Source organism: Paenibacillus sp. MMO-58, assembly GCF_037146255.1.
Classification (GTDB): Bacteria; Bacillota; Bacilli; order Paenibacillales; family Paenibacillaceae; genus Pristimantibacillus.
The window spans coordinates 233,939-247,795 of record NZ_JBBCVY010000010.1; the positions used below are offsets into that span (position 1 = coordinate 233,939).

Consider the following 13,857-nt stretch of genomic DNA (forward strand, 5'->3'; position numbering starts at 1 on the left):
GATGACACTCGGACTTATTCTCTGTCTCGCCATCGTAACGGCAGCATGCGGCAACAACAGCGGCAGCAGCTCAAATAACGGCAACACGGCTTCTAACGGGGGCTCGTCTGAAAGCGGTTCCGACAAGAAGGTAACGATCAATTTCATGCATCTGTGGCCGGAAGGCGTATCCGCGGGCCAGAACAAAATCGTTAACCAAATCATCAACGATTATCAAAAAGAACACCCTAACGTAACGATCAAGCAAGAGGTCCTGGATAACGAGCAATACAAAAACAAATTAAAAGTCCTTTCTGCTTCGAATCAGCTTCCTGATGTGGGCGTAACTTGGGCGGCCGGCTTCCTGAAGCCGTATGTAGACGGCAAGCTGTTCACGCCGGTTGACGATCTGCTCAGCGGCGAGCTGAACGGCAAATTCGTGGCAGGCACAACGGAAGCTTACGCGATCGACGGCAAAACGTATGCGCTTCCGCTGGAGTTCAACATCGCTCCGATCTACTACAACAAAGAAATTTTCAAGAAATACAATCTTGAAATCCCAACAACGTATGAGCAATTTAAGCAAGTTGTGAAAACGCTGTCCGATAACGGCGTAGCTCCAATCGCGCTCGGCAACAAAGACCGCTGGACAGGTTCCCTGTGGTACATGTATCTGGCTGACCGCATTGCAGGTCAAGAAACGGTAGCCAACGCCATTAAAGGCACGGCGAAATTTACGGATCCGGGCTTGCAGCAAGCCGCTTCCGAAGTGCAATCCCTGGTTGACGCAAACGCATTCGTCAAAGGCTTTAACGGCCTGTCGAACGAAGAAGCGAAATCCGAATTCCTGAACGGCAATGCCGCGATGTACCTGATGGGTACTTGGGAGCTGCCGAACTTCACAACCAACGAAGACATTCCTCAATCGTTCCGCGACAGCGTCGGATTCTTTAAATTCCCGACGGTTGAGGGCGGCAAAGGCAACGCCGACAGCTGGGTTGGCGGTCCTGGCGTAGGCTTATTCGTTGGGGAAAACTCCAAAGTAAAAGAAGAAGCGAAAGCATTCGTTCAATACTTCGTAACGAAGTGGGGCGAGCAATCCGTAACCGGCGCAGGCGTTATCCCGGCTACGAAGATCGATACTTCCTCGATCCAGCTTCCACAGCTGTACATCGATCTGTTCAACGAACTGAACAAAGCAAGCAGCATTACCTTGTTCGCGGACGTTCAATTGCCTGCTAATGCGGCTGAGACTCATCTGAACATGATCCAATCGCTGTTCGGCAAAGCGGTTAAACCAGAGAAATTTGCATCCGAGCAAGATGCGGCCATCGCGAAAGGCAACTAGTTCAGACATCCAAAAATAAAGGGAGGCCTATCCGGATGGTCGGGTTCGAAATACCGGATAGGCGGCTCTCCTTATTTTTGACAGAGAAAGGAGTCGGCCAAATTGGATAAGGTGTTATCTAACAAGAAAGTCATCGCTTTATACGTTCTGCCATCCCTTCTGCTCATTCTGGCCGTCGTTTATATCCCAATCGTTCTGACGGGCTACTACGGATTGAACGAATGGAATGGCATTGGCGCAATGAAGTGGGTGGGCCTCGACAATTACGCAACGCTGGTTAAGGATCATGCTTTCTGGAGCAGTGCGGGACATTCGCTTCTGCTAGCCGTATTTTCCATGTTGAGTCTTATCGTTTATCTCGTCGTAGCCATGGTGCTTGCGGCAAAAATCAAAGGAGCAAACCTGTTCCGCAAAATTTACTTAATCCCGATGCTGCTGTCCTCGGTGGCAATCGCTCAGCTATGGCTCAAAATCTATCATCCTACTAACGGCATTATGAATAGCTTGCTGGAATTCCTTGGCGTTGCAAATCCTCCCGCTTGGCTTGCAGAGACGGATCTTGTTTTGTTCGCTTTGTTCATTCCGATTCTGTGGCAGTACGCGGGCTTCTATATTCTGATCTACTATGCGGCGTTGAAGAACATCCCTTCTTCCTTGGAAGAAGCGGCTAAGATCGATGGGGCGAATTCGTTCCAAATCGCTTGGAGAATCAAATTCCCGCTTGTTATGGAAGTGGTGAAAGTAACGGTTGTCCTGGCGGTTGTAGGTTCCCTGAAGTACTTCGATCTGATCTATGTCATGACGGACGGCGGTCCGAACGGCTCCAGTGAAGTGATGGCATCGTACATGTACCATAAAGCGTTTAAAGCTTACGACTTCGGTTACGGCAGCGCGGTGGGCTTCTTCCTGCTAATTATCTGTCTGGTAGCAACATGGATCATCCGCAAGGCAACAGCCAGCAAAGACACGATCCAGTATTCCTAAGTAAAATAAATTCTTTAAGCTAATGCTTACGAGGTAAGAATCATCACAAACAGCCTTGTAAAGGCTGTTTGGGTGATAATTCTTTAAGATCATGCTTACGAAGTAAGAATCATCACAATAAGTCAATGACATTGACAATTTGGGTGATAATTCTTTTCAGGAGGTACGCTTCATGTCATCGACAACTATGAAACTGGGCGGAGAAGCGAAATCCGGTTCGAGAATAGGAATGAAGGTCGGCTACGCTGCACTGTACATTGTTCTCATCGCCGTAGCGGTGTTCCAGGTTTACCCGCTCATCTGGCTTTTGTTCTTCTCATTGAAAAACAACCAGGAAGTTTTTAATCTATCGCCGTTTGCTTTGCCGTCGCCTCCGCACTGGAGCAACTACAGCAAAGTATGGAATGCCGGCAATATCGATACGTATTTCCTGAACAGCGTATGGATTACGGTTGCGGCAACGGCCGCAACGATTGTGCTTGGCAGTCTTGTAACGTTTGCGATTACCCGCATGAAATGGAAGCTCAGCTCGCTTGTCCTTGGCCTCTTTATGGTCGCGATGATGATTCCGGTTCACTCGACGCTGATTCCGCTGTTCAGCATGTTCAACAAGGTTCATCTGATCGACAATCCGTTGTCTCTCATCCTGTCTTATGTAGCATTCAACATGCCGATCACGATTATGATCCTGCTTGGCTTCTATGTCGCTCTGCCGAAGGAAGTGGAGGAAGCGGCTATCATTGACGGAGCGAGCATCCATAAGGTATTCTTCAGCATCGTGTTCCCGATGACCAGCTCCGTGCTGGCGACAACGGGCATCATTAACATGATCTACAACTGGAACGAATTTATTTTCGTCAACACGTTTATCAGCTCGGATAAATTCAAAACGCTGACCGTTGGCGTACAGAACTTTATCGGCCAATACACCACCGATTGGGGCGCAATCGGCGCTACGCTGATGATCAGCATCCTGCCTATCCTTATCACGTTTCTGTTCCTCAGCGATAGGATCGTGGAAGGTATCGCGGCCGGTTCGGTAAAAGGTTAATTAAACATTCAAGCGAGGCTGTGCCATTGTCATTTTTAATGACTTTGTTACAGCCTCTGCCTTTGTTCCTCCTCATACGTTGGATTTACTCCAGTGAAATAAGAGGGGAAGGAAGATGACTTATGGGACAGCCCAGCCCCGTTTCATTTCAGCCGTACAGCTTGCTTCCGGACATTTTGAACGAATCCGCCTGTTCTTTCATTCCGGCCTCGAAAGCCTCTTCGTTATTCAGTCCTCGCGTTTCCGCGTATTCCCGAATGTCCTGCGTTATCCGCATGCTGCAGAACTTTGGTCCGCACATCGAGCAAAAGTGAGCCGTTTTCGCCGCCTCGGCGGGCAGTGTCTCGTCATGATAAGCGATTGCCCGTTCAGGATCAAGGGACAAATGGAACTGGTCTCGCCATCGGAATTCGAACCTTGCCTTCGAGAGGGCATCATCCCGGAGCTTCGCCATAGGATGTCCTTTGGCAAGGTCGGCGGCATGCGCAGCTATTTTGTAGGCGATGACACCGTCTTTAACGTCTTCTTTATTTGGGAGGCCCAGATGCTCCTTAGGCGTTACATAGCATAACATTGCCGTTCCGAGCCAACCGATCATCGCTGCTCCTATCGCCGATGTGATATGGTCGTAGCCCGGCGCGATGTCCGTCGTCAGCGGCCCCAGGGTATAAAACGGCGCTTCCTTGCAGATCTCCATTTGGAGGTCAACGTTTTCTTTGATGAGATGCATGGGGACGTGGCCCGGACCTTCGATCATAACCTGAACATCATGCTTCCAAGCGATTTCCGTCAATTCTCCAAGCGTTCTAAGTTCCGCGAATTGAGCTTCGTCGTTAGCGTCTGCGATGGAGCCTGGACGAAGGCCATCCCCGAGCGAAAATGCTACGTCGTAAGTTTTCATAATCTCGCAAATTTCCTCGAAATGGGTGTAGAGGAAGTTTTCCTTGTGGTGGGCAAGACACCAGGCAGCCATGATGGAGCCGCCCCGGGAAACGATGCCTGTAAGGCGTTTGGCCGTAAGCGGGATGTAACGCAGCAGCACGCCGGCATGAATAGTGAAATAATCGACGCCTTGTTCAGCCTGTTCGATTAACGTATCGCGAAACACTTCCCAGCTCAGGTCTTCCGCTTTTCCGTTCACTTTTTCAAGCGCCTGGTAAATGGGTACGGTGCCAACGGGAACGGGGGAGTTGCGGATAATCCATTCGCGGGTCGTATGGATGTTTTTGCCCGTGGACAAGTCCATAATCGTATCCGCTCCCCAGCGGGTCGCCCACGTCATTTTCTCGACTTCCTCTTCGATGGAGGAGGCAACAGCCGAATTGCCGATGTTGGCGTTAATCTTTACATGGAAGCGGCTCCCGATGATCATCGGTTCGAGTTCGGGATGGTTGATGTTTGCCGGTATAACCGCACGCCCGCGGGCTACCTCCGAACGGACCAGCTCCGGATCAACACCTTCGCGAATCGCAATAAACTCCATTTCCGGAGTGACGATGCCTTTACGCGCGTAGTGAAGCTGGGTTACGTTTCGCCCCGACTTTGCCTGAAGAGGCCGGTGGTTCAGGCCGGGGAATATCTCTGCGCCTTTCTCCTTCGCACGTTCCTCGTCTGCAAATCCGTTGTCTTCCGGCCTAACTATTCGGCCGTCGTATGCTTCCGTGTCGCTGCGTTCGTTAATCCACCCGCCTCGCAGAATGGGGAGTCCTTTGCGTACATCGGCCTCGTAGGATTCGTCCGTGTACGGACCGCTTGAGTCATACACCCGCACTGGCTCATTCTGTTGCGGCTGTCCGTCTTTTCCCCGACTATCGGATAATACGATTTCGCGCATGGGAACCCGTATATCTTCCATGGATCCTCTCACATACGTTTTGCGGCTGCCCGGCAGCGGCTTTGATAAAATCGGCATTAAAAAAACCTCCTCAGAACATTCGATAGGTTCGGAATGTCCGCTAGGAGGCCGTTGTTTAGGGAAAATGAGAATGTACGCGGCATAGCTTCAGCAGCTCGTTAATTAGACACGGGCGAATAGGCAGAGCTCACCCTGGAAGGGCAAAGCCCGCAACCCCGGGTCGCTCCTGACGGGGCAGCTTTCGATGCGGCCGGACGATCGCCGACAACAAAAAAAGCCGCCCCGTCGGGAGCGGCTTGAGGTGTCGAAATCCGTGCAAACCGAAACGGACGAATGACAACAGCACCCGTTTCTATCGCATATGGCTGACGCGCACAAGACCACTTTCCTACGCTGGCATAACCCAGATCAGGTTCAAAGGGACCAAGGCTAAGCCTTATCTCAGCCCTTGCGGGCGCCCCTAGTGGAATTCCTAGTCAAAGAGTACACTCGAAGCAGACGTCTGTCAAGCAGCCGTTCAAGCGGAATCTTTCATTTTATGGCTGATAGGCAGGATGATTTGACCGTTTATTGAATAGTAATATACAATCTCGTACTTGATCAGGGGAGGTTGGATGAATTGGACAAACAACCATTCAAGCATGCGGTCAGAAACCCTTCGGGCGTGAAGAACATTTTTGGGATGACGGTGCTGTATTCACTCTTTCTTGTTAGTACGCTGCGGGAAAAAGACGATGATACGATCCTGTACGTATTGGGTATCGCGGTGTTCTGCTTCTGCGCTGCCGTATTGCTCTGGTCTCTGTACCGGGCGGTACAGAAGCCGATTGATTTCTGCCTGCAGGAGGATACGCTTTTGCTTAATGGAAATACAATCACCCCGGAGCAGATTAAGGTCATCATGATCAGACGGGACTCGGTTCACCCGATTATCGGAATCAAGCCTTATGGCGCGAGAATAGTTCCTGTCCGTTTGTGCTTCAGGTATGTGGACAAAGAGGAGCAAGGCTTCGCTGATATCGCTGACTGGGCGAAGAAGAATAACGTAAAAGTCGATTACGGTTTCTTTTTTAGATGGATATAGAGAGGTAAATGAAATGAGAAAATTAACTGGTATCTTGCTGGTTACGTTTGTCCTAATGCTGTCTGCTTGTGCAGGCAAGGGAGCCTTAAAGGCCGATGGCGTGAGCAAAGCTTTCCAGGAGCAAGGCCTTGAAGTTCGTGAGTTAACGTCTGATGACGTTAAACAGCTGGCATCCACACCGGTAAATATCAACGGAACAGAACCCGTAACCTTTGAATTAACTTTGCCTGCTGCAGATATGGCCCATCGCGAGTTTGTGCTTGTCTATGTATTTTCTTCGGAAAAGGAACGTATTCGTATTGAGAGTTTAGACGGAACGCCTGCCCCGATAGAGATGAAGGATTTGTACCCGAATGTCATACGCAAGAAGAATCTGATCGTCAACTATTGGTCTTACAACAAGGATAGCCCGCTGCTAATCAAGCAGATTAGCGGAGCGATCGATAAGCTGTAGCTAATATATCTCCTATTTGGAGGAGGACGGACATGAGTGTTCGCAAGATGAAAGCGCTGGTCTATGAAGCTTACGGTTCACCGGAGGTTCTCGAGCTCAAAGAAGTGGATATTCCCGTGCCGAAGGAGCATGAAGTGCTGATCGAGGTTCATGCCGCTTCGGTCAATTCATGGGATTGGGACCTGCTCCGCGGCAAACCGTACATAACCCGCATTGGCGGATTCCGAAAGCCGCGGTTCCCGATTCTTGGCGCGGATATTGCCGGGAAAATAATTGCCGTTGGCGCCTCCGTTACGCGGTTCCGGCCCGGGGATGAGGTGTTCGGCGATCTGTCCGGCTGCAGCTGGGGCGGATTTGCCGAATATGCATGCGCGGACGAGAATGCCTTGACGCCAATGCCGAAGCGGTTAAGCTTCGAGCAGGCGGCGGCGATTCCGCAAGCCGCCGTGCTTGCCCTGCAGGGAATGCGCGATAAAGGAAATTTGCAGAAAGGCCAGAAAGTGCTCATCAATGGGGCAGGAGGCGGTGTCGGTACGTTTGCCATCCAGTATGCCAAGCTGCATGAGGCGGAGGTAACCGCCGTTGACCGTGCGGGCAAGCGGGACATGCTGATATCCCTCGGAGCGGATCATGTACTGGATTACAAGAAAGAGGACTTTACCGAAACCGGAGGGGAATACGATCTTATTCTGGATGTAGTGGGGACCCGTTCCGTCTTTGATATGAAGCGCGCGCTTAAGAAAGGCGGCACATACGTTATGATTGGCGGATTGATGCCTCGTCTTCTCCAGACGCTGCTCGCCGCACCGCTGATCCGCAGGTTTGAGAAGAAGAACATGACGATTCTGGTTCATAAGCCGAATGACGCCGATCAGCAGGTATGGAAGTCGCTTGCCGAAGCGGGCCGGGTTGCTCCCGTCATTGACCGGCTGTATGGCTTGCAGGATGCCGCCGAAGCTCTCCGGTATTTCGGGGGAGGGGAGTTTAAAGGGAAAGTTGTTGTCCGCATAAAAAGCGAAAACCCCATGCCATAAAAGCATGGGGTTTCTTGTCGATCGTTTGTTAAGCCATTATTTCTTGACGGTAACGGTAATCGTATCGCTGGAGGTAACGCCTGCCGCATTCACGAGCTCACAGCGGTATTCGTAGGTGCCGGACGTTTTGCCCGAAATGGCGGTTACGGCGTTTTGCGCCGCAGGAGTAACATCCTTCAGCGATTGACTATCGATAAGTACGCCATTCTCGTATAAGCGGTATTCCGTGGCATTCGTACCCCACCACAAATTCATCGTTACTTTGTAGCTTCCGTCTTGATCCCAGTTGTCATGGGACAGAACCGCTTTGCCCGGGGAAGCATCGGTTACTTTGACGACCAGCGTACTGCTGGTTGTTTTGCCATACGCATTAATCAATTCCGCCGAATACGTGTAGGTTCCGTTAGCTTTGCCTGCGATTTTCGTTGAAACGGATTGGGCGGAAGGAGAAGCGTCTTTCAATTCGACGGTATCGATCAGGACGCCATTCTCGTACAGCCGGTATTCTGAACCGTTATTGCCCCACCAGAGGTTCATCGTTACCGTATAGCTTCCGTCTTGAAGGCCGTTATCCCAGCCGTTGTTATGGGACAAGACCGGTGTTCCCGGAGCACCGGCGGCAAGCGGTTTGCTTGTCACTTTGAACGTATAGCTTGCAGTTGAGGTATTGCCTGCTTTGTCGGTTACCGTGTATTTGACCGTGTGGCTTCCGATGCCAAGCTTGGAGGCTGCGACAGAATAGCCGCTTGCAATCGCATTATTGTCCAAGAGCAACTGCTCCGAAGCAACACCGGAAAGCGAATCGCTGCTTGCAAGGTCATAGACAAGGGTCGCCGTCTCAACAACGTCCGCCACTTGTCCGCCGGATTGCGTTAGTACCGCTGTTGGAGCGGTCTTGTCCAATCGAACATGAACCGAAGACACGCTGCTTTTGTTGCCTGATGCATCCACCGCATAATAAGAGAATGTATGATTGCCTTCTGAGGTTACGTTAACGGGCGATGTATAATCCGAAAAGCTGTTATCGTTTAACGCGTAAAACGAATCTACTTTACCTTCCGAGTTGTCCCGAGCGGTGACGCTCACTTGAACATCCTGATTAAACCAGCCTTCCGCATTAGGGGAAGCGGACAGCGTAGCTTCAGCGGTTGGCGGTTCGTTATCCACCGGCTGTACAACCGTGAAATCCGCGAGGCTGCGAGGCTTCAGCTGGAACAAGTCTTTAAAGATAGCGGCTACGCCGGTGATCGTTACCTTTTGGCCAACGTTGTAAGGGAAGCTGCTTTGCGTAAGTCCGGTACGTCCGTCAACACGGATATGATTAACCGTTCCGTTGCCGCTGACAGCGTCAAATTCGAAGGAGCCGGCTGGCGTGGCGGAGATCATGTTGGCAATCGTCACGTCATTCAGCTGAAGCAGCTGGCCTTGATTGGAGCTGTCCACTGCGGTTACCGGGCTTGGGGCCGGCAAAGCTGCCGTCCCTGTTTTTTCGATGGCGACAATATCTCCAAGCTCAAGCTCGGTATTGTAGAGCGCTGTCGTCGCGGTTACTTTGACAACATCGCCCTGATGATATCCGGCAGCGTTCTGGTAAACGTAAATACCGCCTGTCTGATCTTGCAGGTAGAAGGTTTGTCCGCCGAAAATACCGGGCTCCGTCGTCACCACGCCTTCAACCGTAACGGTAGCGCCCACGGTTTTGGCACGGGATTCCGCAATGGTGATTTTGGCGGGGATTCCGCCTTCATCGCCCGGAAGCGGCTCAGCGGCTACATTGCCGAGCGTAACGCCTTCTGTCAGCAGGTTCGTACTATTTTGTCTAAGGCGAAGATTAGCAGCGCCAGTAGAACCGGCTTTTAAGCGAACGGTTAAATCCTTATAAGCATGTCCCGCAGCATCGGCCGTAACGCTAAAATTCGCGCTGTAGCCGTAAGCGGTTGGCCAAGTTCCGTCTGCATTTTGCACTTGAGCGATTTGAGTGCCGCCGCTCGTTAAGTAAACGCCAATCTGATAATTGCTCACAGTCGAATTAGGAGCCAGGTTGTTAAATACGACACGAACCGGGAACGACGTTCCGCTGCTGGGCAGCGTTGCCTGATGGACAAAGCTGTACGCCGGATTGGAGGCAGCTGTCGCGCCGCCGTAAGAACCGGCTTTAAAGGTCGTGCGGTCATACCATTTGTAGCCTGCATTCGGAGCAGACCATGGTTCAGGCTGCGGCTCCGTGGACAGGGATGGAGTCTCGAATGGAAGAAGAGCGGTAGGCTGGTCAAGCAGCAGGCCATTTACTTGGCTCAGGCTTGTATAGCTTTCTTTCGTCGACAGCCAGTCGATAAGGTTAACGAGCAAAACACCGTCACTTACTTCTTTGAAGCCGTCGTAAGTTGTTTTCTTCGCGCCCGTATCTTCACGCAAATATTTAGGCGTTGCATCCTCAACCGGGGAGGAATCGCCGATAAAAGCCGCTTTCCCGCCGCCAAGCTTGGATACGGCTACATAAGGGCCTTCCGCTTTCCCGCCGCCGTTATAGACCCCTTGGTCAACCGCGCTAGCCCATGCTTCGTTCGTTTGCGGCAGGTACGCAATGCCTTTTGCTTTTGTCGGATCAATAATGGCAAGCGTCGAGCCGGCATGCATGGCTACGGCCGATACGCCTTCCGTAATGCCAAACGCCTGGTTTGGAGCCACAATGTTGGTTGCGTTAATGTCGCCAAGCGCATTGTAACGGAAGCGGACGCCGAAATTATCGGCCAGCCAGTCCGAGCTTGCGACATTTTGCATGGCATAGGAATTGGCTTCCTCCGTACTCATGCCTTGTGCGGGATTCGTCCATGCACCGCGGCGGTAGCCGTTAATGGACTCCGAGCCGTCCCAGCGGTTTTTATTCCGGTCTGCGTTGTAATGGTCGCCGATAAAGAAAATGCTGCCGCCGCCTTCGACATATTGCTCCATGACCGCTTGCTCCGAGGTTTTGAACGGAATGTTAGGTTCAGCTATAACAAAGACGTCATAGCCTTTCAGATCGTCATACGTAAAAGCGGTAGACTTGCGAAGCTCTTGGACATAGTAGCCATTGTTGGCAAGCCCGTTGGCGAAATCCGAGAATCCGCCGTCGATTACCCAGTCTGCAGCTCCTGCCGTTTGTGCGTGCGTGTTGTCGAACAACACCTTTTTGCCCGCATTCTCGTTGACGACCTTAGCGTTGATGTAAGGGGCAGGATCCGATGGTCCCTCCGCATGAGCGCTATTGCTTGTCCATTGATACTGAACCGGCACAACCAGCAGCATCATCAGCAACAGCTTTAGCCATTTGTGTCTCACTTGAAGCAATCTCTCCATAACCATACCTCCCATTGTATCTTTCCGGCGTTTAGTTTACCACGTGCTTCCAGATTTGTGTGATAGGGTATTGTAAAAGAGGGACCGCACGGACTAGTTCAAAAGTAGTGTTCTTTCCGGTTTTATTTGTTTTTTCTCTTTTGAAGGACAGCCATTAACGTATACTTGAAGAAAGGTTGAAAGGAGGACTACAACATGCGTATCGACGGCAAAACCTTAGCGCTTAGAACCATTGAACGAGAAGATATGTTCCGGCTGTGGCAGTTAAAATACGGGGAAGAAAATCCGGAGTGGAAAAAGTGGGACGCCCCTTATTTCCCTCATAACCGAATAGATTTCGAAGCCTTTCAAGCCCAAACGGAGGTCCGGCTGTCCGCCGATGACGTTCCTTCCATGTTGATCATGGAATCGGAAGGACAGATCATCGGGGTCGTATCCTACTATTGGGAGGACAGACCTTCCCTTTGGCTTGAGCTTGGCATTACGATCTACAGCCCCGAGCATTGGAGCGGGGGTTACGGAACGGAGGCTTTGACGTTATGGATCGACTATCTGTTCGGGGCGATGCCGCTCGTGCGAGTCGGGCTCACCACTTGGTCGGGCAATAATCGAATGATCCGCTGCGCCGAGAAGCTTGGAATGACGATGGAAGCAAGAATCCGCAAGGTACGCTTGTATAACGGCGAGTACTACGATTCTATTCGGATGGGGATTTTGCGCGAGGAATGGGAAGGGCCATAAAATTCGGCCGTTTGTCCAGTGGATAGCAAGGGCGCATTCAACTTCTTATTTTGGGAATAAATAGAAGTATCCCATCAATGAGGTGTTTGCTATTGAAAAAGTGGATATGGACAATTGTGATAATCTTCGGATGTACTTCGTTAGCCGGAACGCCTGCTTTTGCCAAAGAGAATGACCCTGCAATCGAATTCGCCAATGCCATTACGCGTAATGACTATAAAAAAGCGCAAAGCTTTATCGATCAAGATTATGTGCGTATTCCCGAGATTCCGGAGCATGTTTCCGCTCAAAGCTATAAGCTTGCGCCTTCGCCAATAAGCGGAGAACAAATCCTTATGGTGAGCTTCTATGACGAGAAACGAAAAACCGAGCGACTGGCTTATATATGGGAATTGTCCGTTAACTACGGCCGTATCACTCAGATTCACGTTTTATATGAGGGCTTTAATCCGCTGGCAGACGAGGCACGCTTAATAAGAGAATATCAAACCAAATTCAAGCGTCATCTTTTAACCCTAACCGAACTGCCTTTTAGGAAAGTTACTGAATTTCATGGCTTTATCGAGGATGACAGCTCGATTGAGCTTTTGTATCGGAGCGATGAAATAAACGGTTTTCTTAAGGTTAAAGCAGCCCCTGTAACCGTAGATTTGGATCGGTTCAAATTTGATAACGATGACGCGTATTACACATTGAAAGATGGAACCAAGGCACTTTATAGGGTAAATAATAATTTAGCCTATGAGTTGAGGTTTCAGAAGAACGGGATGCAGTATATGCTTGCTATCGGGAACAAGAAATATTTGAAGGTCAAATACAAACCGGAAACTTTGCTGAAAATCGCGAATTCCATGGTATAACCAGGGCTGTCTCCCGTTAGAGGGGGGGCAGCTTTTTTGTTTTAGTTTCTTATCGTGCGAAAGGAGGATATTATTTGCTTTATAACGTATTTTTTTAGAAATACCATAAAAACTTAACGTTGAAAGCAGGGGCAGTAATGAAGAAGCGTAGGCTACTGGCATTCTTTATTGATTATATCTTGGTTCTCCTTATCTTTGTTCCAATTAGTATCCTTATTAATATCAGTTCGACTGAAGAAAACTCTAATCGACCATTTGAAATATTTTATCCGCTTCTGTTCCTAGTCACGGGGAGAAGACTAGGGGACAGGCTCTTGAAAACTAAGGTGGTCGAATTGACCAAAAAGCTTTTCTTAAAAGAGGAAAAGACCCCCGTATGATTCGGGGGCCGATAAGGTAAGCGCGGGTTTACTCAGCCGTTTCATCGAGATTTTCCTTGTAATAATTTATTCCGCGTTTGAAATAATGAAGCTTCTCGTCCGTGGTGCTTTCCATTAAGTTAGTGATCAGAAGCTCCACGCTTTCCTTGTAGCTCTGGCTGTTATACAGCGCCATGGCGAGAAATACTTGAATAGCGCGGTTATCGGGGAATTCCTTCATCCCTTTGCGAAGAGTCGCGACCGCTTTATCGTATTCTCCCCAGTAACGGTAAGTACTGCCGAGTCCCATCAGGCATCTTTCCAGATCGGCGCCGGACAAGCCTAGCTCAATCGCACGCACATAATAAGGGATCGCCTTATCTCCTAGACCGGAATTATCGCAGGCGATTCCCATCTGGTAATTAATCTCCGCATCATCGGGGTACAAGGAAAGCAGTTCTAACAGCTGCCCGCGCACCTCGCTTAAAATCTCTTGATCCTGCTTGGCTCGTCCTTCTTCACGGCGTTCTATAAGTCTTTTTAAATCGTCTCTTGTCATCGTCTCATCATTCCCTATCATATTCATGTATTCAAGGTAATGGAATTCCCTCACAGTTTCAAGGAATAATATGCCTATAAAAAAAGGAAGGCCCCAATTATAAACTGGACCCTACGTCAAGGACACTTTGAAAAAAAGGGTTAAGCCGCCGACAAAAGATGATTCCTGTATTGAACAGGGGTCATCTTTTTTAATCCCCATTGATATCTG

Annotated in this window: 12 protein-coding genes and 1 riboswitch; of the genes, 8 read left to right on the top strand and 4 right to left on the bottom strand. The window is 50.0% G+C overall.

Annotated elements, in window-relative coordinates; translation table 11 throughout:
• Nucleotide 1: 1 nt before the first annotated feature.
• The 3 genes from WFJ73_RS25945 (at nucleotide 2) to WFJ73_RS25955 (ending at nucleotide 3,362) form a co-directional block, all read left to right on the top strand.
• A complete protein-coding gene (locus tag WFJ73_RS25945) occupies nucleotides 2-1,327 on the top strand; it encodes an extracellular solute-binding protein (protein WP_336775858.1) in 1,326 nt (441 codons plus the stop codon).
• A gap of 102 nt (nucleotides 1,328-1,429) precedes the next feature.
• The gene (locus WFJ73_RS25950; protein WP_336775841.1) at nucleotides 1,430-2,311 is read left to right on the top strand and encodes a carbohydrate ABC transporter permease; all 882 of its coding nucleotides are present in this window, start codon (nucleotides 1,430-1,432) and stop codon (nucleotides 2,309-2,311) included.
• Between the two features lie 172 nt (nucleotides 2,312-2,483).
• Nucleotides 2,484-3,362, top strand: a complete 879-nt coding sequence (locus WFJ73_RS25955; RefSeq protein ID WP_336775842.1) for a carbohydrate ABC transporter permease — start codon at nucleotides 2,484-2,486, stop codon at nucleotides 3,360-3,362.
• A 148-nt stretch (nucleotides 3,363-3,510) separates the two neighbouring features.
• Here the strand turns inward: WFJ73_RS25955 and thiC are convergent, their stop codons facing one another.
• On the bottom strand, nucleotides 3,511-5,274 hold the full coding sequence (gene thiC / locus WFJ73_RS25960) for a phosphomethylpyrimidine synthase ThiC (protein ID WP_336775843.1): 1,764 nt from the start codon (nucleotides 5,272-5,274) through the stop codon (nucleotides 3,511-3,513).
• Between the two features lie 311 nt (nucleotides 5,275-5,585).
• A riboswitch (TPP riboswitch) is annotated at nucleotides 5,586-5,689 on the bottom strand.
• Between the two features lie 147 nt (nucleotides 5,690-5,836).
• Between thiC and WFJ73_RS25965 the strand changes: the two genes are divergently transcribed.
• The 3 genes from WFJ73_RS25965 to WFJ73_RS25975 are packed head-to-tail and all read left to right on the top strand — an operon-like array spanning nucleotide 5,837 to nucleotide 7,789.
• Nucleotides 5,837-6,301: a hypothetical protein gene (locus WFJ73_RS25965; protein ID WP_336775844.1), complete on the top strand. Its 465-nt coding sequence runs from the start codon at nucleotides 5,837-5,839 to the stop codon at nucleotides 6,299-6,301.
• Nucleotides 6,302-6,314: 13 nt separating this feature from the next.
• Nucleotides 6,315-6,755, top strand: coding sequence for a hypothetical protein (locus WFJ73_RS25970; RefSeq protein WP_336775845.1), 441 nt, complete (start codon nucleotides 6,315-6,317; stop codon nucleotides 6,753-6,755).
• 32 nt (nucleotides 6,756-6,787) lie between these two features.
• Nucleotides 6,788-7,789: an NAD(P)-dependent alcohol dehydrogenase gene (locus WFJ73_RS25975; protein ID WP_336775846.1), complete on the top strand. Its 1,002-nt coding sequence runs from the start codon at nucleotides 6,788-6,790 to the stop codon at nucleotides 7,787-7,789.
• A 36-nt stretch (nucleotides 7,790-7,825) separates the two neighbouring features.
• Here WFJ73_RS25975 and WFJ73_RS25980 read toward each other — a convergent pair whose 3' ends face one another.
• The gene (locus WFJ73_RS25980) at nucleotides 7,826-11,128 is read right to left on the bottom strand and encodes an OmpL47-type beta-barrel domain-containing protein (RefSeq protein ID WP_336775847.1); all 3,303 of its coding nucleotides are present in this window, start codon (nucleotides 11,126-11,128) and stop codon (nucleotides 7,826-7,828) included.
• Between the two features lie 195 nt (nucleotides 11,129-11,323).
• Here WFJ73_RS25980 and WFJ73_RS25985 point away from each other — a divergent pair, with 195 nt between their 5' ends.
• On the top strand, nucleotides 11,324-11,869 hold the full coding sequence (locus WFJ73_RS25985) for a GNAT family N-acetyltransferase (RefSeq protein WP_336775848.1): 546 nt from the start codon (nucleotides 11,324-11,326) through the stop codon (nucleotides 11,867-11,869).
• Nucleotides 11,870-11,961: 92 nt separating this feature from the next.
• Nucleotides 11,962-12,729, top strand: a complete 768-nt coding sequence (locus tag WFJ73_RS25990; RefSeq protein ID WP_336775849.1) for a hypothetical protein — start codon at nucleotides 11,962-11,964, stop codon at nucleotides 12,727-12,729.
• A gap of 408 nt (nucleotides 12,730-13,137) precedes the next feature.
• Here WFJ73_RS25990 and WFJ73_RS25995 read toward each other — a convergent pair whose 3' ends face one another.
• Both WFJ73_RS25995 and WFJ73_RS33480 read right to left on the bottom strand, forming a co-directional pair.
• Complete coding sequence (locus WFJ73_RS25995; RefSeq protein WP_336775850.1) at nucleotides 13,138-13,647, bottom strand: tetratricopeptide repeat protein; 510 nt, start codon at nucleotides 13,645-13,647, stop codon at nucleotides 13,138-13,140.
• 140 nt (nucleotides 13,648-13,787) lie between these two features.
• The coding region (locus WFJ73_RS33480; protein ID WP_442955964.1) for an IS3 family transposase at nucleotides 13,788-13,857 on the bottom strand (70 nt) is incomplete at its 5' end.